The 25143-nt window shown below is 62.8% G+C and carries 25 protein-coding genes, 1 tRNA gene and 1 pseudogene; 19 read left to right on the forward strand and 8 right to left on the reverse strand.

Going from position 1 to position 25143, the window contains the following annotated elements; translation table 11 throughout:
• Window positions 1-33: 33 nt before the first annotated feature.
• Window positions 34-109, forward strand: a tRNA-Gly gene (locus B2U07_RS22365).
• A gap of 108 nt (window positions 110-217) precedes the next feature.
• Here the strand turns inward: B2U07_RS22365 and B2U07_RS22370 are convergent.
• Window positions 218-625 carry a PA2817 family protein gene (locus B2U07_RS22370; RefSeq protein ID WP_275546097.1) on the reverse strand — a complete coding sequence of 136 codons (408 nt, stop codon included), beginning with the start codon at window positions 623-625 and terminating at the stop codon, window positions 218-220.
• Window positions 626-815: 190 nt separating this feature from the next.
• Window positions 816-3263: an acyl-CoA dehydrogenase gene (locus B2U07_RS22375; RefSeq protein ID WP_296277970.1), complete on the reverse strand. Its 2448-nt coding sequence runs from the start codon at window positions 3261-3263 to the stop codon at window positions 816-818.
• A 138-nt stretch (window positions 3264-3401) separates the two neighbouring features.
• On the opposite strand from B2U07_RS22375, the gene B2U07_RS22380 reads away from it, so the two are divergent.
• The 6 genes from B2U07_RS22380 to queF all read left to right on the forward strand — a co-directional run bounded on the left by B2U07_RS22380 (window position 3402) and on the right by queF (window position 11398).
• Window positions 3402-4061, forward strand: coding sequence for a transglutaminase-like domain-containing protein (locus B2U07_RS22380; protein WP_275546095.1), 660 nt, complete (start codon window positions 3402-3404; stop codon window positions 4059-4061).
• Between the two features lie 154 nt (window positions 4062-4215).
• Window positions 4216-5148: an ABC transporter ATP-binding protein gene (locus B2U07_RS22385; RefSeq protein WP_197856563.1), complete on the forward strand. Its 933-nt coding sequence runs from the start codon at window positions 4216-4218 to the stop codon at window positions 5146-5148.
• Window positions 5145-5939, forward strand: coding sequence for an ABC transporter permease (locus B2U07_RS22390; protein ID WP_197856562.1), 795 nt, complete (start codon window positions 5145-5147; stop codon window positions 5937-5939). Before B2U07_RS22385 ends, B2U07_RS22390 begins: the two co-directional genes overlap by 4 nt.
• A gap of 301 nt (window positions 5940-6240) precedes the next feature.
• A complete protein-coding gene (locus B2U07_RS22395) occupies window positions 6241-7263 on the forward strand; it encodes an efflux RND transporter periplasmic adaptor subunit (RefSeq protein ID WP_197856561.1) in 1023 nt (340 codons plus the stop codon).
• Window positions 7260-10328: an efflux RND transporter permease subunit gene (locus B2U07_RS22400; RefSeq protein ID WP_275546094.1), complete on the forward strand. Its 3069-nt coding sequence runs from the start codon at window positions 7260-7262 to the stop codon at window positions 10326-10328. Before B2U07_RS22395 ends, B2U07_RS22400 begins: the two co-directional genes overlap by 4 nt.
• A gap of 239 nt (window positions 10329-10567) precedes the next feature.
• Complete coding sequence (gene queF / locus B2U07_RS22405; RefSeq protein ID WP_275546093.1) at window positions 10568-11398, forward strand: NADPH-dependent 7-cyano-7-deazaguanine reductase QueF; 831 nt, start codon at window positions 10568-10570, stop codon at window positions 11396-11398.
• Between the two features lie 66 nt (window positions 11399-11464).
• Here queF and B2U07_RS22410 read toward each other — a convergent pair whose 3' ends face one another.
• The 3 genes from B2U07_RS22410 to B2U07_RS22420 form a co-directional block, all read right to left on the reverse strand.
• Window positions 11465-11731, reverse strand: coding sequence for a DUF4404 family protein (locus B2U07_RS22410; protein ID WP_161867802.1), 267 nt, complete (start codon window positions 11729-11731; stop codon window positions 11465-11467).
• Between the two features lie 117 nt (window positions 11732-11848).
• Entirely contained in the window at window positions 11849-12565 is a 717-nt protein-coding gene (locus tag B2U07_RS22415; protein WP_296277974.1) for an HAD family phosphatase, read from the reverse strand.
• Window positions 12566-12627: 62 nt separating this feature from the next.
• Window positions 12628-13038, reverse strand: coding sequence for an acyl-CoA thioesterase (locus B2U07_RS22420; RefSeq protein WP_197856557.1), 411 nt, complete (start codon window positions 13036-13038; stop codon window positions 12628-12630).
• A 104-nt stretch (window positions 13039-13142) separates the two neighbouring features.
• Between B2U07_RS22420 and B2U07_RS22425 the strand changes: the two genes are divergently transcribed.
• A complete protein-coding gene (locus B2U07_RS22425) occupies window positions 13143-13847 on the forward strand; it encodes an MlaA family lipoprotein (RefSeq protein ID WP_275546091.1) in 705 nt (234 codons plus the stop codon).
• Window positions 13848-13936: 89 nt separating this feature from the next.
• Here B2U07_RS22425 and B2U07_RS22430 read toward each other — a convergent pair whose 3' ends face one another.
• The gene (locus tag B2U07_RS22430) at window positions 13937-14236 is read right to left on the reverse strand and encodes a PilZ domain-containing protein (RefSeq protein ID WP_197856555.1); all 300 of its coding nucleotides are present in this window, start codon (window positions 14234-14236) and stop codon (window positions 13937-13939) included.
• 213 nt (window positions 14237-14449) lie between these two features.
• Here B2U07_RS22430 and rssB point away from each other — a divergent pair, with 213 nt between their 5' ends.
• Together rssB and rssC are read left to right on the forward strand one after the other, a co-directional pair.
• Window positions 14450-15634 (forward strand): two-component system response regulator RssB, encoded by a 1185-nt coding sequence (gene rssB, locus B2U07_RS22435; RefSeq protein WP_275546090.1) that lies wholly within the window; start codon window positions 14450-14452, stop codon window positions 15632-15634.
• A gap of 8 nt (window positions 15635-15642) precedes the next feature.
• The gene (gene rssC, locus B2U07_RS22440; RefSeq protein ID WP_024308595.1) at window positions 15643-16125 is read left to right on the forward strand and encodes an anti-sigma factor antagonist RssC; all 483 of its coding nucleotides are present in this window, start codon (window positions 15643-15645) and stop codon (window positions 16123-16125) included.
• 62 nt (window positions 16126-16187) lie between these two features.
• Here rssC and tal read toward each other — a convergent pair whose 3' ends face one another.
• Window positions 16188-17114 carry a transaldolase gene (gene tal / locus B2U07_RS22445; RefSeq protein WP_275546089.1) on the reverse strand — a complete coding sequence of 309 codons (927 nt, stop codon included), beginning with the start codon at window positions 17112-17114 and terminating at the stop codon, window positions 16188-16190.
• Window positions 17115-17310: 196 nt separating this feature from the next.
• Between tal and B2U07_RS22450 the strand changes: the two genes are divergently transcribed.
• Window positions 17311-17610 carry a transcriptional repressor gene (locus tag B2U07_RS22450; protein WP_275546088.1) on the forward strand — a complete coding sequence of 100 codons (300 nt, stop codon included), beginning with the start codon at window positions 17311-17313 and terminating at the stop codon, window positions 17608-17610.
• Here the strand turns inward: B2U07_RS22450 and dusA are convergent.
• Window positions 17607-18603, reverse strand: a pseudogene (gene dusA / locus B2U07_RS22455) (tRNA dihydrouridine(20/20a) synthase DusA). The gene B2U07_RS22450 and the pseudogene dusA overlap by 4 nt on opposite strands.
• Window positions 18604-18899: 296 nt before the next feature.
• Here dusA and B2U07_RS22460 point away from each other — a divergent pair.
• Genes B2U07_RS22460 through B2U07_RS22495 form a run of 8 tightly spaced genes read left to right on the forward strand, consistent with a single transcriptional unit; the run spans window position 18900 to window position 25001 of the window.
• The gene (locus B2U07_RS22460; RefSeq protein ID WP_275547631.1) at window positions 18900-20099 is read left to right on the forward strand and encodes a PepSY-associated TM helix domain-containing protein; all 1200 of its coding nucleotides are present in this window, start codon (window positions 18900-18902) and stop codon (window positions 20097-20099) included.
• Window positions 20096-20635, forward strand: a complete 540-nt coding sequence (locus tag B2U07_RS22465; protein WP_296277978.1) for a thiamine pyrophosphate-binding protein — start codon at window positions 20096-20098, stop codon at window positions 20633-20635. The genes B2U07_RS22460 and B2U07_RS22465 overlap by 4 nt, the downstream gene beginning before the upstream one ends.
• A complete protein-coding gene (locus tag B2U07_RS22470) occupies window positions 20632-20952 on the forward strand; it encodes a hypothetical protein (RefSeq protein WP_197859345.1) in 321 nt (106 codons plus the stop codon). The genes B2U07_RS22465 and B2U07_RS22470 overlap by 4 nt, the downstream gene beginning before the upstream one ends.
• Window positions 20949-21515 carry a DUF6162 family protein gene (locus tag B2U07_RS22475; RefSeq protein ID WP_275547633.1) on the forward strand — a complete coding sequence of 189 codons (567 nt, stop codon included), beginning with the start codon at window positions 20949-20951 and terminating at the stop codon, window positions 21513-21515. The genes B2U07_RS22470 and B2U07_RS22475 overlap by 4 nt, the downstream gene beginning before the upstream one ends.
• A gap of 15 nt (window positions 21516-21530) precedes the next feature.
• Window positions 21531-22469 carry a metal ABC transporter substrate-binding protein gene (locus B2U07_RS22480; RefSeq protein ID WP_275547634.1) on the forward strand — a complete coding sequence of 313 codons (939 nt, stop codon included), beginning with the start codon at window positions 21531-21533 and terminating at the stop codon, window positions 22467-22469.
• Window positions 22466-23224, forward strand: coding sequence for a metal ABC transporter ATP-binding protein (locus B2U07_RS22485; RefSeq protein ID WP_275547635.1), 759 nt, complete (start codon window positions 22466-22468; stop codon window positions 23222-23224). The genes B2U07_RS22480 and B2U07_RS22485 overlap by 4 nt, the downstream gene beginning before the upstream one ends.
• The gene (locus tag B2U07_RS22490; RefSeq protein ID WP_275547636.1) at window positions 23221-24126 is read left to right on the forward strand and encodes a metal ABC transporter permease; all 906 of its coding nucleotides are present in this window, start codon (window positions 23221-23223) and stop codon (window positions 24124-24126) included. The genes B2U07_RS22485 and B2U07_RS22490 overlap by 4 nt, the downstream gene beginning before the upstream one ends.
• Window positions 24123-25001 carry a metal ABC transporter solute-binding protein, Zn/Mn family gene (locus B2U07_RS22495; RefSeq protein WP_275547637.1) on the forward strand — a complete coding sequence of 293 codons (879 nt, stop codon included), beginning with the start codon at window positions 24123-24125 and terminating at the stop codon, window positions 24999-25001. Before B2U07_RS22490 ends, B2U07_RS22495 begins: the two co-directional genes overlap by 4 nt.
• Window positions 25002-25143 lie beyond the last annotated feature (142 nt).

Consider the following 25143-nt stretch of genomic DNA (forward strand, 5'->3'; position numbering starts at 1 on the left):
AGTCCCCTAGGGGACGCCACTTCAAGTTGTACTGCGGGAATAGCTCAGTTGGTAGAGCACGACCTTGCCAAGGTCGGGGTCGCGAGTTCGAGTCTCGTTTCCCGCTCCAAATAAACGAAAACGCCGCTCATCTGAGCGGCGTTTTCGTTTCTGTCGTTTGCAAAGGCAAATCTAAAGGCCCGCCGGTTTACCGTGCGGGCCTTCGTCTATTGGCCGATCAGTGCTTGGCGCCGTCGGTGGGTAGGGCCAGCAACTGTTTTTCCTGGTTCCAGTCGAACGGCTCGTCGTTCTCTTCGGCTTCGAAGCGACGTTCATCGAGGGTCTGGTACAGGGCGATTTCCTCGTCCGGCATGAAGTGCAGGCAATCGCCGCCGAAGAACCACAGCAGGTCGCGCGGTACCAGATGGGCGATCTGCGGGTAGCGATGGAATACCTGGCTGATCAGGTCCTGGCCCAGATACTGGCTGGATACCGGATCACGCGGCAGTTCTGCGAGCAGCTCGTCGTAGCGCTCGAGGAACAGGGCATGGCTGTCGTCGAGCACCTGTTCGGCTTCGCCCAGGGCGACGAGAATGCCGCGCAGGTGGCTGAGCAGGGCGAGGTGGTGTTCCAGATGGCTGGCCATGGTGCAGTGTCCTGAAGGCAAAACGGGCGCAGGAGTATAGAGTTCCTGGCGCCCGCTGTCCTGCATAGCTGGCCTTCGTGGGAGGGGCTTTCGGCTCGGGCATCCTGCTTCGCTCTACCTCCTGCATCCCTGCAGTCGTAGCCGCGAGCTTCTTGAGTCGCGGTAAAGCCCCTCCCGCTAGCCGTTTGCGTCAGCGCACCTTGCCACTCGCCAGCGTGAGCTCTTCCTTGGCGAAGTCATCGACATCGATCACCCGGCGGCGCGCCGCTTCGGCTGCTTGCAGGCTTTGCCCCTGCTCGCCATCGAGAATGCCGGCAGCGATCGCTGCTGCGATGGCGTCCTGGCCCGGCGCCGGTTGCAGGCTGCCGTCCTTGAGCGCCTGGTGCAGGCGCTTGCGTGCATCGTGGCTGGCCTGTACCAGGTTCAGCGCATGCTGGAGGGCGCCGACCGAATCCTGATCGGCTTGTGGGCGGTAGCAGCCTTCGAGCACCGATTCCAGTGCCGGGTCGCCAGCCTGGCGGCCGATGATCGCGGCCACTTCGGCGTCCAGCTCATCGCTCGGCCCCTGGTGACGACGGCCCAGCGGGAACACCAGCACCTTGAGCAGGCAACCGAACAGGCGGTTGGGGAAGTTGCTTAGCAGGTCATCGAGTGCCTGCTCGGCATGATAGAGGTTTTCCTCCATGGCCCAGCACAGCATCGGCCTGACGGATTCCTGGTAGTCCAGGTCGTGGTAGCGCTTGAGCGCCGCCGAGCCCAGGTAAAGGTGGCTGAGCACGTCACCCAGGCGCGCAGACAGGCGCTCGCGACGCTTCAGGTCACCGCCGAGCAGCATCATGCTGCTGTCGGCGCACAGGGCGAAGGCCGCGGCCAGGCGGTTGAGGGCGCGGTAGTAGGGCTGGCTGAGGTCGTCACCCGGCACGGTGCCCAGGCGGTTCAGGGTCAGGCCGAGAAGGAAGCTGCTGGCCGCATTGCTGACGGCAAAACCGATATGGCTCATCAGCAGCGAGTCGAACTCGACCTGCGCTTGGTCCTTGTCCTCGCGGTCGGCCAGGGCCATTTCCCTGAGCACGTACGGATGGCAGCGGATGGCGCCCTGGCCGAAGATCATGAGGTTGCGCGAGAGGATGTTGGCGCCCTCGACGGTGATGAAGATCGGCGCGCCCTGCCAGGAACGGGCCAGGTAGTTGTTCGGGCCCATGATGATGCCCTTGCCGCCGTGCACGTCCATGGCGTGGGTGATGCACTCGCGACCGCGTTCGGTCAGGTGGTACTTGAGCACCGCCGACAGCACCGAGGGCTTCTCGCCCAGGTCGACGGCATTGGCGGTGAGGATGCGCGCGCTGTCCATCAGCCAGGCGTTGCCGCCGATGCGTGCCAGTGCTTCCTGGATGCCTTCGAATGCGGCCAGCGGCACGTTGAACTGCTCACGCAGCTGGGCGTACTGGCCGGTGGCGAGGCTGGTGAACTTGGCCGCGCCGGTGCCGACGGCGGGCAGTGAGATGGAGCGACCGACCGACAGGCAGTTCATCAACATCATCCAGCCCTTGCCGAGGTAATCCGGCCCGCCGATCAGGTAGTCGAGGGGAATGAACACGTCCTTGCCCGAGTTCGGCCCGTTCATGAAGGCAGCGCCCAGTGGCAGGTGGCGACGACCAATCTCCACGCCGGGTGTGTCGGTAGGGATCAGCGCCAGGCTGATGCCCAGGTCTTCCTTGTCGCCCAGCAGGTGATCCGGGTCGTAGGCCTTGAAGGCCACGCCGAGCAGGGTGGCCACCGGGCCGAGGGTGATGTAGCGCTTCTCCCAGTTCAGGCGCAGGCCGATCACTTCCTCGCCGTTGTGCTGGCCCTTGCAGATGACGCCGGTGTCCGGCATGGCGCCTGCGTCGGAGCCGGCCAGCGGGCCGGTGAGGGCGAAGCAGGGGATGTCCTCGCCGCGTGCCAGGCGTGGCAGGTAATGATTGCGCTGCTCTTCGGTGCCGTAGTGCAGCAGCAGCTCGGCCGGGCCGAGAGAGTTGGGCACCATCACGGTGGAGGCCAGGTCGCCGCTGCGTGTGGCCAGCTTCATCGCCACCTGCGAGTGGGCGTAGGCAGAGAAGCCCTTGCCGCCATACTCCTTGGGAATGATCAGGGCGAAGAAGCCGTGTTGCTTGATGTGCTCCCAGGCTTTCTCCGGCAGGTCCATCTCCTGGCCGACCTGCCAGTCGCTGATCATCGCGCAGAGTTCTTCGGTGGGGCCGTCGATGAAGGCCTGTTCCTCTTCGGTCAGCCTGGCCTTGGGGTAGGCCAGCAGCTTGTCCCAATCCGGTTTGCCACTGAACAGCTCACCATCCCACCACACGGTGCCGGCTTCGATGGCGTCGCGTTCGGTGGCCGACATCGGCGGTAACACGCGCTGGAACCAGGCGAACATCGGGCCGGTGAACAACTGCCGGCGCAGATCACCAAGCAGGATGAAGGCAGCGACTGCGCCTGTGATGATCCATAGCAGCAGTTGCAGCCAGCCAGGTACTGGGCTGAACAGGGCCATGGCCACCAGGTAGGCCGCGGTGATGCCGAGGGCGGGGCGGGCGGCGGTACGACTATGGGCCAGGTAGATGACCCCGAACAGCAGCACCAGCAACCAGATGACGAGCATGTGCATTCCTCCATGATTCGAGCGGGCGACGCCCCGAGCATAGCCATAAATGGCGAGAGGGGCGGTGAGCTTGGCCGGATCGTCGTGAGCATCGCGCAATCGGCGGATTAGACTGAAGCGAACTTCAGGAGCCCCGTCATGCAGATCTATCTTCGCCCCGGCCGCTTCATTGACAGTGACCATCCATTGGTAGTCGAGTTCGCCGAACGTTGGCGTGGCGCCTCACGAGAACCAATCAGTCAGGCCGTGGCCCTGTATCTGGCGGTGCGTGACGAGATTCGTTACAACCCCTATGCCTTCAGCCTCGATGCGCAGACGCTGAAGGCCAGCCACGCGCTGACGGCCGGGGAGTCTTACTGCGTGCCCAAAGCCAATCTGCTCGCGGCATGCGCAAGGTATTGCGGCATTCCCGCGCGTATCGGCCTGGCCGATGTGCGCAATCACCTGTCGACGCCGCGCCTGCTGGAGTTGCTGCGCAGTGAGGTGTTCGCCATGCACGGCTACACCGAGCTTTACCTGGACGGGCGCTGGGTCAAGGCCACGCCTGCGTTCAACGAGGCGCTGTGCCGCGTATTCAAGGTGGCGCCGTTGGAATTCGATGGCGTGCATGACAGCGTCTTTCATCCCTACAACGAGCGGGGCGAGCGCTATATGGAGTACCTGCAGGATCACGGCCAGTTCGAGGATCTGCCGGAGCAGCTGTTCTTCGCGCATCTGCGGGGCTGCTATCCGCATCTGTTCGAGGCAGGCGCCCTGCAGCTCAGTGGCGATATGCAGCGTGAGGCCGTTATCGACTAAGTCGATAATCAACATCGCCAGGATGGTCTTTTTTCTGCGCGTCAGGGTCGGTAGGGTGCATGCCAGCACAGAGTGGGCGAAACACGCGGTTGCAATCGAGCGTCTTCGCCCACATCTATAAAGACTTCACTCTCGCGCGGGAAATCCCATCTTCATGAGCTCCGCCCTGACCATTCGCCAGTTGACCAAGACCTACGGAAACGGCTTCCAGGCCCTGCACGGCATCGATCTGGACGTCGCCGAAGGTGATTTCTTCGCTTTGCTCGGCCCCAACGGCGCCGGCAAATCCACCACAATCGGCATCCTCTCCACCCTGGTGAACAAGAGCAGCGGCACGGTCAGCGTGTTCGGCCATGACCTCGACCGCGAGCCTTATGCGCTCAAGCGCTGCCTGGGTGTGGTGCCGCAGGAATTCAACTTCAACCAGTTCGAGAAGGTGTTCGATATCGTCGTCACCCAGGCTGGCTACTACGGCATTCCGCGTTCGATCGCCAAGGAGCGCGCCGAGCAGTACCTGACCCAGCTCGGCCTGTGGGAAAAGCGCGACGTCGCTTCGCGCGAGCTGTCCGGCGGCATGAAGCGCCGCCTGATGATCGCCCGCGCCCTGGTGCATCAGCCGCGCCTGCTGATTCTCGACGAGCCCACCGCCGGGGTGGATATCGAGCTGCGCCGGTCGATGTGGAGCTTCCTCACCGACCTGAACAGGCAGGGCATCACCATCATCCTCACCACCCACTACCTGGAGGAGGCCGAGCAGCTGTGCCGCAACATCGGCATCATCGACCACGGCCGCATCGTCGAGCTGAGCAGCATGAAGGACCTGCTTAAAAAACTGCATGTCGAGACCTTCCTGCTCGATCTGAAGGACTCCTACAGCGAGGCGCCGAACCTGATCGGCTATCCGGCGCGCCTGCTCGATCACCACACCCTGGAAGTGCAGGTGGAGAAGAGCCAGGGCCTCAATGCGCTGTTCCAGCAACTGGCGCAGCAGCAGGTGCAGGTGCTGAGCCTGCGTAACAAGACCAATCGCCTGGAGGAGCTGTTCGTCTCCCTGGTGGAAAAGAACCTGGCCAAGGTGGCGCAATGAATACCCAGTACCTCAACAGCGAGTTCGCTGCCAACCTGGTCGCCCTGCGTACCATCGTCCATCGCGAGGTGCGCCGTTTCGTGCGTATCTGGCCGCAGACCCTGCTGCCGCCGGCGATCACCATGGTCCTGTACTTCGTCATCTTCGGTAACCTGATCGGCCGGCAGATCGGCGACATGGGCGGCTTCACCTACATGGAGTACATCGTGCCGGGGCTGATCATGATGTCGGTGATCACCAACAGCTACGGCAACGTGGTGTCGAGCTTCTTCGGCAGCAAGTTCCAGCGCAACGTCGAGGAGTTGCTGGTTTCGCCGGTGTCGCCGCACACCATCCTCATCGGCTTCGTCGTCGGCGGCGTGCTGCGCGGCCTGGCGGTGGGTGTGATCGTCACCATCCTGTCGCTGTTCTTCACCCATCTGCAGGTGCATCACCTAGGCGTGACCGTACTGGTGGTGTTGCTGACGGCGACCATCTTCTCCCTCGGCGGCTTCGTCAACGCGGTCTATGCGCGCAACTTCGACGACATTTCGATCGTCCCTACCTTCGTGCTGACGCCGCTGACCTACCTGGGCGGAGTGTTCTACTCCATTACCCTGCTGCCGCCGTTCTGGCAGACGGTGTCGATGGGCAACCCCATCCTGCATATGGTCAACGCCTTCCGCTACGGCATTCTCGGGGTGTCCGACATCCGCATCGGCGTGGCCATCGGCTTCATGCTGCTGGCGACCGCCGCGCTCTATACCCTGTGCATTCGCCTGCTGGTCAGCGGTCGCGGCATGCGCCAGTGACGTGCCGCGATGAGGGATTTCTTCGCCTGATCGCGTAGCCCGGACGCAATCCGGGGCGCAATCCGGGCGCTTCGAAAGCATCGCGGCTGAAGCCGCTCCTACAGGTTTCACGATTCCGTGGGAGCGGCTTCAGCCGCGATTCTGCCGGGCACTGTCTACATCGCTGAACACCGATAAACCCTCTTCGCAACTACCCCATCCTGTGCCTGCCCACGCCAACACATAGCGAAATAACTTGTAAGGCTGGCGCCGACGCAGCAGCCGGTTAGACTCCGCCTCTACCAAGAAGAAGGGGCTGATCATGACCGTGCTGTTGCGTGCGCTTCCGTGGCTGTTGCTGGGCTTTTGCGCGTTGCCTGCAGGGGCGGCCGAGGGGCCGATGGTCGAGGTCGTGCCGGTGCGGCAGATGGAGGTGCGCGACGAGCTGATCACCTTCGGTTCGCTGCGTTCCGACGAGTCGGTGATGATTCGTCCTGAAGTGGAAGGGCGCCTGGCCTCCCTGCATTTTCGTGAAGGGCAGGCGGTGACCGCTGGCGACCTGCTGATCAGTCTCGACGACGCCATCGCCCGCGCCGAATTCGCCCAGGCCCGAGCCAATCTCGATCTGGCCGAGAAGAATCACCAGCGCGCGCAGATGCTGTTCCAGCGTGGCGCCAGCAATGCGCAGGCGCTGGACGAGGCGCAAAGCCAGTTGCAGGCTGCGCGGGCCAGCCAGGCCCTGGCTCAGGCGCGGCTCGACAAGACCCAGATCAAGGCGCCCTACGACGGCACGCTCGGCCTGCGCCAGGCTAGTGTCGGCGACTACCTCAGCGCCGGACAGAACATCGTCAACCTGGAGGTGCTCGACCCGCTCAAGGTCGACTTCCGCATTCCGCAGAAGGCCGTGGCCCAGGTGCGCTTGGGCCAGACCGTGGAGATCACACTCGACACCTTTCCTGGCGAACGCTTTCGCGGCGAAATCTTCGCCATCAACCCGCGCCTGGACGAAGCCGGGCGCAGCCAGGCGATCCGCGCACACATCGGCAACGATGATCGCCGTCTGCGCCCGGGCCAGTTCGTCCGCGTTTCGGTGATTCTCGAGGAGCGTCCCGATGCGCTGGTGATCCCTGAGGAGGCGGTGATGCCGCAGGGTGACAAGCTGCTGGTCAATCTGCTGGTCGATGGCAAGGTTGAGCGCCGCGAGATCACGTTGGGCAAGCGTTTCGATGGCCTGGTCGAGGTGCGCGAAGGTCTGCAGGGTGACGAGACGGTGATCAGCGCCGGCTGGCAGCGTGTGCGCGAGGGGCTTGCCGTGCGCAGCAAGAGCGGGGAGCGTCAGCCGTGACGCTCTCCGACGTCTGCATCCGCAGGCCGGTCTTCGCCACCGTCCTGTCGCTGATCGTGGTGCTGCTGGGCCTGATGGCCTATGACCGCCTCAACGTGCGCGAATATCCCAATATCGACGTGCCCATCGTCACGGTGCAGGTCACCTATCCCGGTGCCAGCCCGGAAATCATGGAGTCGCAGGTGGCGCAACCGGTGGAGGACGTACTGTCCGGCATCGAGGGGCTGGACTTCGTCACCTCCATCAGCCGTGCGGAAAACACCCAGATCACTGCGCAGTTCCGTCTCGGCCGCAGCGCCGACGAGGCGGCCAACGACGTACGTGATCGCCTGGGTCGCGTGCGTAACCTGTTGCCGGATGAAGTGGACGAGCCCATCGTGCAGAAGGTCGAGGCCGACGCCCAGCCGGTGGTGTGGATCGCTTTTCACAGCCAGCAGCACAGTGCGATGGAGATCACCGACCTGCTGGAGCGGGTGATCAAGGATCGCCTGCAGACCATTCCTGGCGTATCGGAAGTGCAGGTGCGCGGTGCACGTACCTTCTCTATGCGCATCTGGCTCGACCCGGAGAAGCTCGCCGCGCACAACCTCACCGTGCAGGACGTCGAAGACGCCCTGCGCCGACAGAACGTGGAAATTCCAGCAGGTCGCATCGAGTCGCGCGAGCGCGAATTCAGTGTGTTGTCGGAAACCGATCTGCGCACGCCGGAGCAGTTCAACGAATTGATCCTTGATGACTCGCAAGGTTATCTGCTGCGTCTGTCCGACGTCGGCCGTGCCGAAGTGGGGCCGCGCGACGAGCGGTCGGTGGTGCGCTTCAACGGTTTACCGGCGGTGACCCTCGGCCTGGTCAAGCAGGCGACGGCCAACCCGCTGGATATCTCCGACGGCCTCGCGGCGGCCTGGGACGAGGTCAAGGCGCTGCTGCCCGACGGCATGAAGATGACCGTGGCCAACGACAACTCGCAGTTCATCCGCGAGTCCATCGATAACGTCTTCACCACCATCTGGGAAGCCGTGGCGCTGGTCATCCTGATCATCTTCATCTTCCTGCGCTCGCTGCGCGCCACGCTGATCCCGCTGGTGACCATTCCGGTGTCGCTGATCGGCGCCTTCGCCCTGATGTCGCTGATGGGCTTCACTATCAACACCCTGACGTTGCTGGCCATGGTCCTGGCCATCGGCCTGGTGGTGGACGACGCCATCGTCATGCTGGAGAACATCCACCGCCATATCGAGGCGGGGATGAAGCCGGTGCAGGCCGCTTTCAAAGGCAGTCGCGAGATCGCCTTTGCGGTGATCGCCATGACTCTGACCCTGGCTGCGGTGTTCGCCCCGATCGGCTTCATGCAGGGCACCACCGGCAAGTTGTTCACCGAGTTCGCCTGGACCCTGGCCGGCTCGGTGCTGGTATCCGGTTTCGTGGCCCTAACCCTGACGCCGATGATGTGTGCAGTCATGCTCAAAGCGCATGAGCACGAGCAGCGTCACGGTCGCGTGTACAACCTGATCGAGGGCTTCCTCAACGGTCTTACCTACAGCTACAAGCACAGCTTGGACCGCGCCCTGCGCGCCTGGCCGCTGGTGTTGGGCGTGCTGCTGGCCGCCTTCGTGCTCTGCGCCTGGCTGTTCGGCGGCTTGCGTTCGGAGCTGGCGCCCACCGAGGACACCGGCACCATCGTCGGCGTGTTCAATGGCCCCGATGGCGCCACCATTGACTACACCGCACGCTATGCCCGCGAGGTGGAGGCTGCTTATGCCAGCATCCCCGAGACCAATCGCTATCTGGTGGTGGCTGGCTTCCCCACCGTGGCCCAGGGCATTTCCTTCATGAAGCTGGAAGATTGGGCCGATCGCACGCGCACCCAGTTCGAGATCCGCAATGAATTGCTGCCGAAACTGCAGGATATCGCCGGCATGCGCGTCACCCCGGTCAACCGCCCGCCGCTGGGGCAAAGCGCGCGCAACCAGCCGATCAATTTCGTCATCCGTTCGTCCATGGAATATGCCGAGCTGCAGGGCTATGTCGAGCAGTTGATGGAGCGCATGCGCGACTATCCGGAGCTGGAAGGGCTGGACAGCGACCTCAAGCTCAACTCACCGCAGCTCAAGATCACCGTCAATCGCGAGCAGGCCGCCGCCGTTGGCACCGATGTATCGGTGATCGGGCGCAGCCTGGAAAGCCTGTTCGGCAGCCGCCAAGTGACCCGTTTCAAGCAGAACGGCGAGCAGTACGACGTGTTGGTGCAACTGGAGGATATCGACCGCAGCAACCCGCAGGATCTGAATCGCGTCTACGTGCGTGACCGCGACGGCGGCATGGTGCAATTGTCGAACCTGATCGAATTGCGCGAGACGGTTGCGCCGCGCGAGCTCAACCACTTCAACCAGTTGCGCGCGGTGACCATCAGCGCCAACGTCGGCACCGGCTACACCCTGGGCGAGGCCCTGAATCATCTGGAGGTGGCTGCACGTGAGGTGTTTCCGCCGGAGACGCAGTACGACTACACCGGCACCTCGCGGGATTTCAAGGAGTCCAGCTCGGGCATCCTGCTGATCTTCGCCCTGGCGCTGGCTTTCATCTTCCTGGTGCTGGCGGCGCAGTTCGAGAGTTTCAGCGATCCGCTGATCATCCTCTTCAGCGTGCCCCTATCGATGGCAGGCGCCTTGCTGGCGCTGAAGCTGTTCGGCGGCACCTGGAACATCTATTCGCAGATCGGCCTGGTGACCCTGATCGGCCTGATCACCAAGCACGGCATCCTGATCGTCGAGTTCGCCAATCATCTGCTGCGTGAGGGCAGGGCACTGCGTGAGTCGGTGATTGAGGCCTCGGTGCAGCGTCTGCGGCCGATCCTGATGACCACCGGCGCGATGGTCCTGGGTTCGTTGCCCTTGGCCATTGCCACCGGCGCCGGTGCCGAAAGCCGCCAGCAGATCGGCCTGGTGATCGTCGGCGGGCTGCTGGTCGGCACCTTCTTCACGCTTTATGTGATCCCGACGCTATATCTGCTGCTGCGACGCTGGGCGCCGCTGCGCAAGATCGAGGACGAGCAGGTGGCTGTCTGAGTCCTGTAGGAGGCGCTTTAGCGGCGAGCTTTTGATGCTGTCGCGGGTAGAGCCCTTCCACGGCGCTTAGCGACTGATTACTGTGGTAGGAGTGAGCTCTACTCGCGAAGCTTCTGGCTGTAAGACGTTTCGCGAGCAGAGCTCCCTCCTACAGGTGGCCGGCGTAGTGCTTCACGCGTGCGGCGCGGCGGTCAACCCGCTAAACTCGCGCGGTTTTTCGCCACACTGGATTGCGCGCCATGCAGCACCCCGCCGAACATTCCCCGCTGGGCAAGTCCAGCCAGTACATCGCCGAGTACAGTCCCGAGCTGTTGTTCCCCATCTCGCGTACCACCAAATGGGCGGAGCTGGGCCTGGATGGCGCCAACCTGCCGTATCAGGGCGTGGACTACTGGAACTGCTACGAGCTGTCCTGGCTGCTGCCGTCCGGCAAGCCGGTTGTGGCCATCGGTGAGTTCGCCATTCCTGCCGACTCGCCGAACATCATCGAATCGAAGTCCTTCAAGCTTTACCTCAACTCGCTGAACCAGTCGGCTTTCGCCAGTTGGGACGAGTTGCAGGCCACCTTGGTTCGAGATCTGTCCGCTGTAGCCGGCAAGCCGGTGGCGGTGCGTCTGCGTTCGCTGAGTGAGGTGTCCGCAGAGGGCGTGGCGACGCTGCCGGGGCAGTGCATCGATGAGCTGGAAGTCAGCGTCAGCCAGTACGATCACCCGCAACCCGAACTGCTGCGCTGCGATGCTGGTCGGCTGGTGGAAGAGAGCCTGCACAGCCACCTGCTCAAGTCCAACTGCCCGGTCACCGGCCAGCCGGACTGGGGCAGCCTGGTGGTCGAGTATCATGGCGCCGCGCTGGACCACGCCAGCCTGCTGGCCTATCTGGTGAGCTTCCGCCAGCACGCGGACTTCCATGAGCAGTGCGTCGAGCGCATCTTCCTTGATCTGCAGCGACTGCTGCAGCCGCAGACACTCACCGTCTATGCGCGCTATGTGCGCCGCGGCGGGTTGGATATCAACCCCTACCGCAGCACCGAGGCGATCACCCCGGACAATGCTCGCCTGGCGCGGCAGTGATCCAAGAAAAATGCCGCCATTTGGCGGCATTTGCTTGAGTGCTTGGGCTCTATCCGCGATAGAGCATCAGATACCCATATTGGCCAGGCTCTGCATGATGTTGCGCAGGGTGCCGGCGAGGGTGGGATGACTGGCTTCGAAACGTTCCACAGCCAGATTGACGCCATCGACCAGCGTGGCGTCGGGCGCCGCCGCGGCTTCGCGCGCCAGCTGTACTTCGATTTCTTGCGTCAGCAGGTAAAGCGATGCTCGTTCTTCCTCGCTGAGCGGCGTGTCCTGGGCCAGGTGCTGCTGGAGGGCTTCCAATTGCTGCTGCAGGTCGTTTGCTGGCATAGAGTTCTCTCCTTGTCGAATCGGCATAGACATTGACTCCCAGTGTCGCTGGAAGTTTTCAGCCGTATCTGAAGGTTAATCCAAGCCCGCCGGCTTTGCCTGATCCCGGTCAAGCGCTCAGGGCTTTTCGCCCTTGCTGCGGCGTATGCCGATGTCGTCGAGGCTGGCCTGGATTTCGCCCAGGTGATCGACCACCGAGTGCACACCCAGACGATAGAGTTGCAGCGTGGCCTCGGCGCGCAGGCGTTCCTGCTCGTTTGCACCGAGCGCTTGCCAGTCAGCCGGGGCGTAGCCGCACAGTGGCCCGCAGGCGGCCAAGCCGATGGTCCAGCAACCGGCATTTAGGCCTGCCTGCAGCAGCAGAGGATTGCCGCTGACGACGATGCTGCCATCCAGGCGCTCGACGCCCAATTGGCTCAGCGCCTGCCAGCAGCTATCTGGCGCTGGCCAGGGCCTGGCCTGGTGGCTGATCACCGCCTCAATGGGCGCCGGCAGTGCCTGGGCCAGGCTCAGGCTGGCATCGGCTGGTAGGTCGTCGAGCCAGGCGCACGGGGTGCCGTAGCCATGCAGGATTTGCAGCAACTGTGCGGCGCCTGGGGTCAGTTCGGTATGCGCGCCTGCGACTTCGCCAAGGATCTGCTCCAGCGCCTGCAGTTGCCCGGCAGTTGCTGGTTTGCCCAGGCAGGCTTCCAGCGCCTGTTGAGGGGTGCCCGAGACGGGCTTGCCGGCGTGTTCGGGGTGCAGCCGCTGCAGTGCGACAGGCAGCGTGCGGGCACCGAAGTCGACCAGGCAGCCGGACAGTTGAAAGATCAGGGCAGTGCAGGAGAAGGGCATGGGATCATCCGTGGCAATGGCCTAGGCCAATCTAGCGCCTGCGGATGACCGAAAGATGACTGTCAGATGACGCCGAACAGGGCGCGCACATGCTCGGGCAGCGCCACCGACTTGCCGCTGCCGTGATCGACCCATACCAGCTTGCAGTAACCCTCGCCGTAGCTCGTCAGCGGATCCTCGACCGTACTCAGGCGATGCTCGATCACGACACTGCTGCGTCCTACTGCGCCAGCTCTCAATTGCACCACCACGGTGGCGGGGTACACCACGGGTTTGAGGTAGGTGTGCTGGGTCTGCAGCACCACCGGACCGAATGGCACATTGCTCATCGCCACGCCGGCCAGCTCGAACCAGGCGACGCGGGCCTCTTCCAGATACTGCATGTAGATGATGTTGTTGACGTGCCCATAGCTGTCCATGTCGCCCCAGCGTACGGGGATGTGTGCGGTGTGCAGCAAGGTTTCATCGGTCATCGCTTTTCTTCGCTATGCTGCCCAATACAGGCTTCAGGCTTTATACTACGCGGCCTTCGGGCCGCTGGCGGTGGCCACCTTATTTCCCTCAAGGAGAGACTTCAATGCATGTGATCGGTGCTCGCTGGATCGCGCGCCTGGGTGGCCTGATGGCCCTGGTTGGCCTGAGCCTGCTGCCTGCGATGGGCCAGGCCGCTTCGGAGGACGATCCTTGGGAGGGCTTCAATCGCCCAATCTTTCGTTTCAACGATACCCTCGATACCTATGCGCTTAAGCCTGTGGCGCAGGGTTACCGTGCGGTTACGCCGCAGTTTCTCGAGGACGGCGTGCACAACGTCTTCGGCAATATCGGCGACGTCGGCAACCTGGCCAACAACCTGCTGCAAGGCAAGCTGCATAACGCCGGTGTCGATACCGGTCGCCTGATCTTCAACACCACCTTCGGCCTGCTGGGCTTCTTCGATGTGGCCAAGCACATGGGGCTGCAGAAGAACAACGAAGATTTCGGTCAGACCCTCGGCGTCTGGGGCCTGGATAGCGGCCCGTACCTGGTGATCCCGTTCCTCGGCCCGAGCACTGTGCGCGATGCTGCCGGGCGAGTACCGGACAGCTTGCTGACCCCGTATCCGTACATGGATCACGTGCCGACCCGTAACGTCACCCGTGGCGTCCAGGTCATCGACACCCGGGCCAATTTGCTGCAGGCCGAGCGCCTGATCAGCGGCGACAAGTACATCTTCATCCGCAACGCCTACCTGCAGAGCCGCGAGTACAAGATCAAGGATGGGCAGGTCGAAGACGATTTCTAAGCATCTGATGAGCTCATCGCTGCGTAAGCAGCACCCCGTAGATACGAAAAAGGCGGCCCTCGAGGCCGCCTTTTTCGTAAATGCAGATTTCAGCTCATGGAGATGATCGCCAGGCCCAGCGCCTGCCGACCGTCGCCCAAATCGCTTACCCGGACCACCTCGGCCTGGGCATCGAGACCGGCCAGCTCGCTGTGCTCGGAGGGAATGTGAACCTTGACCTTGTCACCCATGCTCAAGGCCACTTCGGCCTCGATTTGCATACCGGTACTGGAGAGATCCAGGCACAGTGCAGGAAATTCCCGGCCAGCGTGATGGAGGACGACTGCTGCTTCCAGTCGCATGCGGATGTAGTCGCGCTTCTCGCTGTACGCTCGATCATTCTGACTCATGGATCCTGCCTCTTCTTATGAACTCTCCCGCGGCCCTTATAACTCTCGTCGATTTGACCTGTAAAGCCGCCGAACGACGACCGGTCCCGGCTTGAATCGGCCGGCAGATGGGAGTACCGTCTGCCCCTTGAAATCGCCCCTGACGCCATTGATGCGGCGCCGCGCCACGGGCAGTGACCAAAATTGCCCTGGCGCAGTTTGCCTGGATACCCCATGCACAAAACCAGTGCCACTTTGCTGATCATCGACGACGACGATGTCGTGCGTGCAAGCCTCGCGGCCTACCTCGAGGACAGCGGCTTCAAGGTGCTGCAGGCCAACAACGGTTTGCAGGGGCTGGAGATGTTCCAGCAGGAAGGCCCCGACCTGATGATCTGCGACCTGCGCATGCCGCAGGTCGACGGTCTTGAACTGATCCGGCGTATCAATGCGCTCGGCGTTGAAGTCCCGGTGATCGTGGTTTCCGGCGCCGGCGTGATGAACGACGCCGTCGAAGCCTTGCGTCTCGGTGCTGCCGACTACCTGATCAAACCCCTTGAAGATCTCGCCGTGCTGGAGCATTCGGTGCGCCGCGCGCTGGATCGCGCACGGCTGCGCGTCGAGAACCAGCGTTACCGCGAAAAGCTCGAGGCGGCCAATCGTGAGCTTCAGGCCAGCCTGCATCTGCTGCAGGAAGACCAGAACGCTGGCCGCCAGGTGCAGATGAACATGCTGCCGGTGACGCCCTGGCAGGCTGAAGGCTTGAATTTCGCGCACCAGATCATTCCGTCGCTGTACCTGTCCGGCGACTTCGTCGATTACTTCCGTATCGATGAGCGGCGCATCGCCTTCTACCTGGCCGATGTTTCCGGTCACGGCGCCTCCTCGGCATTCGTCACCGTGCTGCTCAAGTTCATGACCACCCGGCTGCTCTACGAGTGGCGGCGCAACGGCACGTTGCCTGAATTCAAGCCTTCCGATGTTCTCGGTCACATCAACCGCGGCCTGATCAACTGCAAGCTGGGCAAGCATGTGACCATGCTCGGCGGGGTGATCGACGATCAGAGCGGCATGCTCACCTACAGTATCGGCGGACACCTACCGCTACCGGTGCTGTTCGAGAATGGCCAGGCGCGTTACCTGGAGGGCCGCGGCCTGCCGGTCGGCCTGTTCGCCGAAGCCGAATACGGCGATCTGGTGATGGAGCTGCCTGAGTCGTTCAGCCTGACTCTGCTTTCGGACGGCATTCTCGATCTGTTACCGGGTGATACCTTGAAAGAGAAGGAATTGGCGTTGCCACAACTGGTTAGCCAGGCTGGCGGTACGCTGAGCGGTTTGCGTCAAGTTCTCGGTCTGGCCAATCTGGGCGAGATGCCGGATGATATCGCCTTGCTGGTGTTGAGCAGGAACCTTGCATGAACCCTGGGATAAGCCCCGGTCGCATCCAATTTGCCGAGCAGGATGGAACATTCGTCCTGAAGTTCGTCGGTGAAGTCCGTCTGACCCTGTGTTCAGCACTGGATGCCACGATTGAAAAGATTTTTACCGCGTTGAATTTTTCGGCCATCGTCATCGACCTGACCGAAACGCGCAGTATCGACAGTACTACGCTTGGTTTGCTGGCGAAATTGTCCATTTTGTCGCGGCAGAAGGTTGGCCTGTTGCCGACCGTTGTCACCACTCACGACGACATTACCCGCCTGCTGGAGTCCATGGGCTTCGATCAGGTGTTCAATATCGTCGATCGGCCGATTCCATGCCCGGAATGCCTGGACGACCTGCCGTCGCAGGATCAGTCCGAAGAAGTGGTCAAGGCCAAGGTGCTGGAAGCGCACCGCATTCTGATGGGGCTCAACGACTCCAACCGTGAGGCGTTTCACGACCTGGTCAGTGCGCTCGAACGGCACTGAGTTCTCGATCAGGCTTTGTAGAATTGAAAGGGGGCGTCAGCTTGGCTGGCGCCCCTTTTCGTTCAGGCCTTGGCGGCCAGCAGTGCTTCGAGCTTTTCCTGATCGCGGGCGAACAGGCGGATGCCCTCGGCCAGTTTCTCGGTGGCCATGGCGTCTTCGTTCAAGGCCCAGCGGAAGGTGCCTTCGTTGAGGCTCTGGCGAGGCTCACCGGCGGCGCCGGGCCGCAACTGCCGATTCAGCTGGCCATCGTCCTCGGCTAGTTTCTGCAGCAGTTCGGGGCTGATGGTCAGGCGGTCGCAGCCGGCCAGTGCCTCGATCTGGCCGAGGTTACGGAAGCTCGCCCCCATCACCACGGTGTCGTAGCCGTTGGCCTTGTAATAGTCATAGATGCGCGAGACCGACTGCACGCCCGGATCTTCGCTGCCCGCGAAGTCACGGCCCTCGGCCTTCTTGTACCAGTCGTAGATGCGGCCAACGAAAGGCGAGATGAGGAACACGCCGGCATCGGCGCAGGCCTGCGCCTGGGCGAAAGCGAACAGCAGGGTTAGGTTGGTCTGTACGCCGGCTTTTTCCAGTTGCTCGGCGGCGCGGATGCCTTCCCAGGTAGCGGCGATCTTGATCAGTACGCGGTCGCGGCCGATGCCGGCTCGCTCATAAAGGCCGATCAGGCGTTCGGCACGGAGCAAGGTGGCATCGGTGTCGAACGAAAGGCGTGCATCGACTTCGGTGGAGATGCGCCCGGGAATGACCTTGAGAATCTCCTGGCCGACGGCTACCCCGAAATGATCGCAGGCCAGGCCCTGATCTCCCTTGCCAGCATCGATCGCCTGGCGCAGCAGGTCGGCGTAGCGGGGCAGGGCGGCGGCCTTGAGCAGCAGCGAGGGGTTGGTAGTGGCATCCACCGGTTGCAGGCGGGCGATGGCGTCTAGGTCGCCGGTGTCGGCAACCACGGTGGTGAACTGCTTGAGTTGTTCCAGCTTGGAGGTCATGACGAGGCCTTGTCGTTGCAGGTGGCATGACCTTACCCGAGGTGCCGAAGGCGCTCAACGGTCGGGTCACTGACAAAATTTACCTTTTCAGAGCTGAGGTTTTTGTCGGCTCGTTCGTCTTTATCTATGACGGCGCATCGAAATGCGCCGGAGTCGGTGGAGTCCGACTTTAGACGAGCCGCCAAGGAGCCCGAATATGTCGACCCAAAGCCTGCCTTCTCGTTCAGTTTCTGCAGGGCCGGATGCACGCCAGTGCCGTGAGTGGTTGCAGGCCGTCGGGCTGCGTTTCAGCATGCCGCGCCTCAAGGTAGTGGAGGCGCTGTGCAGCGCCAACGACGAGCAGGGCGTATCGGCGCGCGAGTTGCACCGACAACTGAGCGAGGCTGGCGAGCCGCTGTCGCTGGTCAGCGTGCGCCAGGTGCTGCGCCGCATGGAAGAAAACGGCCTGGTGCAGACCACCGGGCGCAGTCGCTATCGCCTGAGCGCTCGGGCTTAATGCCCGCGTAGCAGATCGGCTGCCTGGTCGAGTAGACCCAGCGGATCCTGCACCTTGTGAATGTCTACCGACAGCAACTGACGGAAGCGCCGCGCACCTGGGAAACCCTGAGCCAGCCCCAGCACATGACGGCTGACATGATGCAGCGTGCCGCCTTCGCGCAGGTGCTGCTCGACGTAGGGTTTCAGCGCGAGCAGGGCGTCCATGCGGGTGATGCCGGCGTCCGCGCTGCCGAACAGGCGGCTGTCCACCTGCGCCAGCAGATAGGGGTTGTGATAGGCCTCGCGGCCGAGCATCACGCCATCGAAGGTCTGCAGGTGTTGCTCGCATTCCTCCAGAGTCTTGATGCCGCCGTTGAGAATGATCTCCAGATCCGGGAAATCCTGCTTGAGCTGCGCGGCCACGTCGTAGCGTAGCGGCGGGATCTCGCGGTTTTCCTTCGGCGACAGGCCTTCGAGAATGGCGATGCGAGCATGCACGGTGAAGCTGCGGCAGCCGGCCTCGCGCACCTGACCGACGAAGTCGCACAGCTCGGCATAGCTGTCACGGCCGTTGATGCCGATGCGGTGCTTGACCGTCACCGGGATGCTTACGGCGTCCTGCATGGCCTTCACGCAGTCAGCCACCAGCGCCGGGTGACCCATCAGGCAGGCGCCGATCATGTTGTTCTGCACGCGGTCGCTGGGGCAGCCGACGTTCAGGTTCACCTCGTCATAGCCGTGTGCTTCGGCCATCTTCGCGCAGGTGGCCAGATCCTGCGGGTTGCTGCCGCCCAGTTGCAACGCGATGGGATGCTCGCATTCGCTGTAGCGCAGGAAGCGCTCGCGATCACCGTGGATCAGCGCACCGGTGGTGACCATCTCGGTGTAGAGCAGGGCGTGGCGCGACAGCTGACGGAGAAAGTACCGGCAGTGACGGTCAGTCCAGTCCATCATTGGCGCCACGGAGAAGCGGCGGGACAGTGCGGGACGCGTGACGGGGTTCAGGTTCGATTCTTGAGGCATCTTCGATCAAGTGCTGTTGAAAGCTGGAATTCGCGCGCGTGCGCCTTGTGCGACGAGGCGGGTGGGCTGTACGAGTGAGCGAATGGGCAATAATTCTATCAAGAAAGATCTCGTGCCGTTCATTGTGGCGAAGGAGCTACCAATCGACATGGGTAAGATAGGAATAGAAATTTTTTTCATCTGCACCTGCAGGTTTTTCCCATCTCATTCGTCATACAGTTATAAATACGCGTTTCCCTTCATGAAACCTGCCATCAACAGCATGGCTTCACTCTTGGTTTACCGATGTCAAAGAAGTCCCGTTCCAGAATCTGGTTTCTTGTCCATAGCTGGCTGGCGCTGCCGGTCTGGTTTTTCCTGCTGATCATTTGCGTCACTGGCACCCTGGCCACGGTCAGTCAGGAGATCGTCTGGCTGGCAAACCCGGATGTACGCGCCAGTAAGCCGGCGGATGATGCCGAGCGTCTGAGCTACGGCCAGGTGCTGCAGGCCATCAGCCGTGCCGAACCGCAACTTTTCGTGCAGTCGATCAGTCGCCCGCAGGAGGATCACTTTGCCCTCACTGCGCGGGTCAGCTATCCGGATGGCACGTCACCCACGCTCTACGTCAATCCCTATACGGGAGCTATCCAGGGCATCAGCCCGCAGTTCGACTTCCGCCAGTTCACCCGTGCCCTGCATGGCTGGTGGCTGGTGCCCTTTACCAATGGTTTTAGTTGGGGCTGGTATCTGGTGTCGCTGATGGGCCTGCCGATGCTGGCGTCCCTGGTGACCGGGCTGGTGGTCTACAAGAAATTCTGGAAGGGTTTCTTCAAGCCAACGCTGCGTTTCAACCAGGGCGCACGCATCTTCTGGGGGGATTTTCATCGCCTGTCCGGCATCTGGTCGATCTGGTTCATCGCCGTCATCTCCATCACCGGCGTGTGGTTTCTGATCCAGGCGCTGCTGTTCGATAACCACATTTCCATTTCCACCGAAGGCATACCGCCGGTGGTGGCGCGTGAGGAAGTGCCAGTGGTCGAGCCTGGCGGCAGCGTGTCGCGCATCGATATCGATCGTGCCGTCGATACTGCTGCACAGCGCATTCCCGGCCTGGAGGCGAGTTTCGTCAGCCTGCCGGGCAATGCCTACAGCCATATTTTCGTCGGTGGCCGTGGCTGGTATCCATTGATGTTCCAGTCGGCTGCGGTCAATCCCTATACCGGCAACGTCGACCAGACCCGCCTGCTGTCGGACCGTTCAGCCCTGGAGTTCGTCACCGAGTCGATGCGTCCTTTGCACACCGGTGATTTCGGCGGCCTCTGGCTCAAGTTGGTGTGGTTCTTGTTCGGGCTGTTGCTGAGCATGATGGTGCTCAGCGGCCTGTTGATCTGGAGCAAGCGTACCGTCCAGGCTACCGCCGCGCTGGCCAAGCGCAAACCGCGCGCCGAACGTCAGCGCACGGCGCCCATTGTTATCGGCGAAGCCTCGGAGGGCCAGTCATGAGCAAGGCTGTAGCAATGCCATCCACCCCCCTGGGACGCCTGTGGCACAAGTGGCGTTTCCACGTGAATATCCTGCTGGTGATCATCCCGCTGGCGTTCATGCCCAAGTATTTCAAAGACGTTTCCCTGTTCCGAGGCGAGAGTGGCCTGGGCGAGCGTGAGATCGGCGAGGTGCAGGTCGGCCCGTGGAGCCTGCGCCTGGCCGAACTGCGCGAAGAAGGTCCGAGGCTCGAAGGGCCGGCTGGTTACATGAAGAGTTTCAATGCCGCGTTGTGCGCGACGTGCATCGATCAGGTCAAGGCCACCTACCTGCGTATCGGCAAGCCCCGCAGCCTGCGTGCAGCCGGCGCGATCTTCTTCGGCAGCCCGTATCGTATGGGCGCCAGCCTACCCATCCCGCCGCGGACCAGGGCCGGTGCCGAACTGTGGATCACTATGGAAGGTTGGGACGGTTCCCTGCATCAGGCATCCATACCGCTGGCGCAGGCATCGCCTGCCACTCAGGCCTGGCTGAATCAACGAGGAGGCAAACCATGAAAAATCTCTACCGTTCGCTGCTGCTGGCAACGACCAGCGTGTTCTGCTCGTTGGCTCTGGCGCACAACCCGGTCTGCCAGTGCGAACCGCAGGGTGATGAGGAGATCGTCTGCGTTGGCGGTTTCTCCGACGGCAGTGGTGCCCCAGGCGTGACGCTGGACGTGATCAGCTACGACGAGGAAATTCTCGTTGCCGGCAAGCTCGACGGCGACTCCAGCCTGAGCTTCAAGCGCCCCGAGGGTGAATTCTATGTCCTGTTCGACGCCGGTCCCGGCCATGTCGTGGAGATCGACCATATGGACATCGAGGCGCCATGAGTGTCCAGGTGATACGCCCCGCCGGCGCAGGGCATGAAACGCTGCATGTGTGCCTACTGGCGCTGGCCATCGTGCTGTTGGCCGGGTTAATTGTCATGTCGCGGGCGCAGCCGCAGCAAAGCGTCGCCGTGACCTCCGACCAGTTCGATGCGCGGCGTGACCTGCGCGCCGCCGAGCAGGGGATTCACACCGACCTGCTGGTCGCCCTCGACGAAATTCGCCTGTATCAGGAGGATGAGCAGCACCTGCCCACGCCAGAGCAACTGGCCGAGGAGGGATTCCCTCCGTTCATCAGCGATGCCAGCGCCGTCAACCGCGGCGCCCACGCCTGGCAACTGCTGCATGGCGATACCCACGCTGCCTATTTCGGTCGCAGCAACGCCGAGGACACGGCGGGTTCGTTCCTGCTGCGCCTCGATGGCGAGGATGCCAGCGTCTGGCTCAATCGCTCGCCTCTGGACGACGCCCCGCATGATCTGCATGAACAGGCGCTGAGCGCTGCTGGCTGGCGCCAGGTGTTCAGCGAATTCGACGCCGGCGTTACCCGCCAACACCGCCACTGATTTCCGGATTTACCCATGTCGACTCACGCTCGTTTCACCCTGCACCGCCGAATGCTGACGGCTTTCCTCGTTTGTCTCAGTGCCGCACTGTTGCCGGCACTGGCCAGCGCCGCCGATGGCCAGCGTTTACGCATCGGCATTACCCTGCACCCTTACTACAGCTACGTCAGCAACATCGTCGGCGACAAGGCCGAGGTGGTGCCGATGATTCCCGCCGGCTTCAATCCACATGCCTATGAACCGCGTGCCGAAGATATCAAGCGCATCGGCAACCTGGATGTGGTCGTGCTCAACGGCGTAGGCCACGACGACTTCGCCGAGCGCATGATCGAGGCCAGCGAGAAGCCGCAGCTGCCGTTGATCGAGGCCAATGCCGGCGTGCCTCTGCTGGCAGCGACCGGCCAGGCTGCACGCGGCGCGGGCAAGGTGGTCAACCCGCACACCTTCCTCTCGATCAGTGCGTCGATCGCCCAGATCAACACCATCGCCAGGGAGCTGGGCAAGCTCGACCCGGATAACGCCAAGGCTTACCGCCAGAATGCCCGCGCCTATGGCAAGCGCCTGCGCGCGCTGCGTGCCGAGGCGCTCGGACGCCTGAGCCAGGAGCACGGTGCCGAGTTGCGTGTGGCGACCATTCATGGCGCCTACGACTATCTGCTGCGTGAGTTCGGTCTGGAGGTGACCGCCGTGGTCGAGCCGGCGCATGGCATCGAACCCAGCCCCAGCCAGTTGAAGAAGACCATCGACCAGCTGCGGGATCTGGACGTGCAGGTGATCTTCTCGGAGATGGACTTCCCCTCCACTTACGTCGAGACCATTCAGCGTGAATCCGGCGTGCATCTGTATCCGCTCACGCACATCTCCTACGGCGAATACAGCGCGGGCAAATACGAAGAGGAGATGACCCGCAACCTCGATACCGTGGTACGTGCGATTCAGGAGAACGGCGCATGACGGCGGTCGAAACCTTGCCGACTGCGACGATTACCGGGCCCTCGATCGATTTTGCCGAAGTCAGCCTCGAGCTTGGTCGTACCCCCATCCTCGAGCGGATATCGTTTCAGGTGAAAGCCGGCAGTGTGCATGCCCTGGTCGGCCCCAACGGTGGTGGTAAGAGTTCGCTGATCAAGACCCTGCTCGGGCAAATGCCGCACCGTGGCGAGCTGAGCCTGAGCTGGCCGGATGCGCCCGGTGTCATCGGTTATGTACCGCAGGCGCTGGAGTTCGACCGCGGCCTGCCGATGACGGTGGACGATTTCATGGCCGCCATGTGCCAGGTTCGCCCGGCTTTTCTCGGCCTGTCGAGGCGTCATGCCCCGGCTATCGACGACGCCCTGGCGCGTGTCGGCATGCTCGACAAGCGCAAGCGGCGCATGGGTGCGCTGTCCGGAGGGGAGCGCCAACGCGTTCTTCTGGCTCAGGGGTTGGTGCCGGCTGCACAGTTGTTGATCCTCGACGAGCCCATGGCTGCTCTGGACGAGCCGGGCATGCGGGTGTTCGAGACATTGTTGAAGGACTGGCGCCAGGCTGGCGTGACCGTGCTTTGGGTCGAGCATGATCTGGGTGCGGTCGGGCGCCTGGCCGATCGCGTCACGGGCCTGAACCGCCGCGTGCTGTTCGATGACGTGCCGCAACGTGCGCTGAACCCGGAGCGCCTGCTGCAGTTGTTCTCCAGCCATCCCCAGGCTGGCGGGGAGGGTGTGGCATGAGCGCCTTCTTCGAACAGCTGCGCTTGCTGATCCAGGGATGGGCCGGCGCCGGCTATCTGCCGGAGGCACTGGCCTATGGTTTCGTCATCAATGCGCTGTTCGCCGGGCTGCTGATCGGCCCGGTGCTCGGTGGCCTGGGCACGCTGGTGGTGGTCAAGCGTTTTGCCTTCTTCTCCGAGGCCGTTGGCCACGCGGCGCTGACAGGCGTCGCCATCGGCATTCTGCTCGGTGAGCCCTACACCGGCCCCTACGGCAGCCTGTTCGGCTACTGCCTGTTGTTCGGCCTGCTACTCAACTACCTGCGCAATCGCACCGGTCTGTCGCCGGATACGCTGATCGGCGTGTTCCTCTCGGTATCGTTGGCGATTGGCGCCAGCCTGCTGCTGTTGCTAGCAGGGCGCATCAATATCCATATTCTGGAGAACGTGCTGTTCGGCTCGGTGCTCACGGTCAACGCTCAGGACCTTGGCGTGCTGTCGATGGTCTCGCTGCTGGTCATGGCCCTGACCGTGCCGCTGTACAACCGCCTCATGCTGACCAGCTTCAACCCGCAGTTGGCCGCTGTACGCGGGGTGGCGGTGAAGCCTTTGGATTACCTGTTCGTCATGCTGGTGGCGCTGGTCACCGTGGCGGCGGTCAAGGTCATCGGCGCCATCCTGGTCGGCGCGTTGCTGGTCATCCCGGCCGCCGCCGCGCGCCTGCTCAGCCAGTCGCTGAAGGGCTTCTTCTGGCTGTCGGTGGTAATCGCCACCTTCTGTACGCTGGTCGGTATCTTCCTGCCCATCGCCCTGGAGCTGCCGGTGCCGTCCGGTGCCTCCATCATCATCATGGCCGGCATCGTCTTCGCTGGCGCCGCCATTGCCCGTGGCCTGCTGCCCGGCCTCAAAGGGAACCTCGGATGAACAAGAAACTGCTCAACCTCGCTGTTGTTGTCGGCAGCATGCTCCTTGCCCCACTGGCGCTCGCCGACGCGATGCGCGTGCTGACCAGCCTGCCGGTGACCCATGGCCTCGGCTCGGCGCTGCTACAGGGCACCGAGGTTCAGGTCGTCCGCGCCACCCCAGCCAACTTGCCGGCCAGCCGCCAGATCTCCTATTTCAGCGGGCGCGGCGCCGGCGCGCTGGAAAAGGCGGCGAGCTCAGCCGATGCGGTGATCGCACTGCGTTCGCTGTGGCCGGACGATCCGCTGTATCCCATGGCGCGGCGCAGCAACATCCGCATCGTCGAAGTGGATGCCGCGCGTCCCGTGGACGGCGCCTTACCCGGCATCGCACTGCGCTCGGAGGGTGGTGATGTGCTGGCACAGCAGCCCTGGCTGAGCATCAACAACCTCGGCCGCATGGCCGACGTGATGGCCGCGGACCTGGCGCGCCTGAGCCCCGACGATGCGGCGCAGATAGCGAGCAACCTGGCGGATATCAAGCAGCGTCTGCTGACGCTGAGCGCTACCAGTGAAAGCCGTCTGGCCGAGCTGGATAACCTCAGCGTGGCCAGCCTGTCGCCGGGCTTCGACTATCTGACGAGCAGCCTCAACCTCGACGTGATCGAGTTGTCGACCGACCCTGCGGTCGAGGCATTCAAGTCGGTGATCGAGGACAATGACGTGCGCCTGGTGTTGAGTGAGCGGGCTGTCGACGAGACTGTGACTGCAGCGGTAAAGGACGCCGGCGCGAGGCTGCTGGTGCTCGAAGATTCGGCTGGCGACCCGGTGAACGGTCTCGTCGCTCTGACCGAGCAAGTCATCGATGGCCTTTCCGCAGCCCAGGACACTGACTAGCCCTGGCAGCACCCGGCGCGGGTAACCTGAGCAGGCGATTTTCAGCTCCCAGCCCGAAGGTTGCCTGGCTGTCTCGCGTGGCGCCGCGATGCAGCATTTGCTGCACCTACGCAGCAGGCGTCTGTGAAGGGCCGCTTGTCGC

The sequence above is a fragment of the Pseudomonas sp. UBA7530 genome (genome assembly GCF_002479365.1).
In the GTDB taxonomy this organism is placed as follows: Bacteria; Pseudomonadota; Gammaproteobacteria; order Pseudomonadales; family Pseudomonadaceae; genus Aquipseudomonas.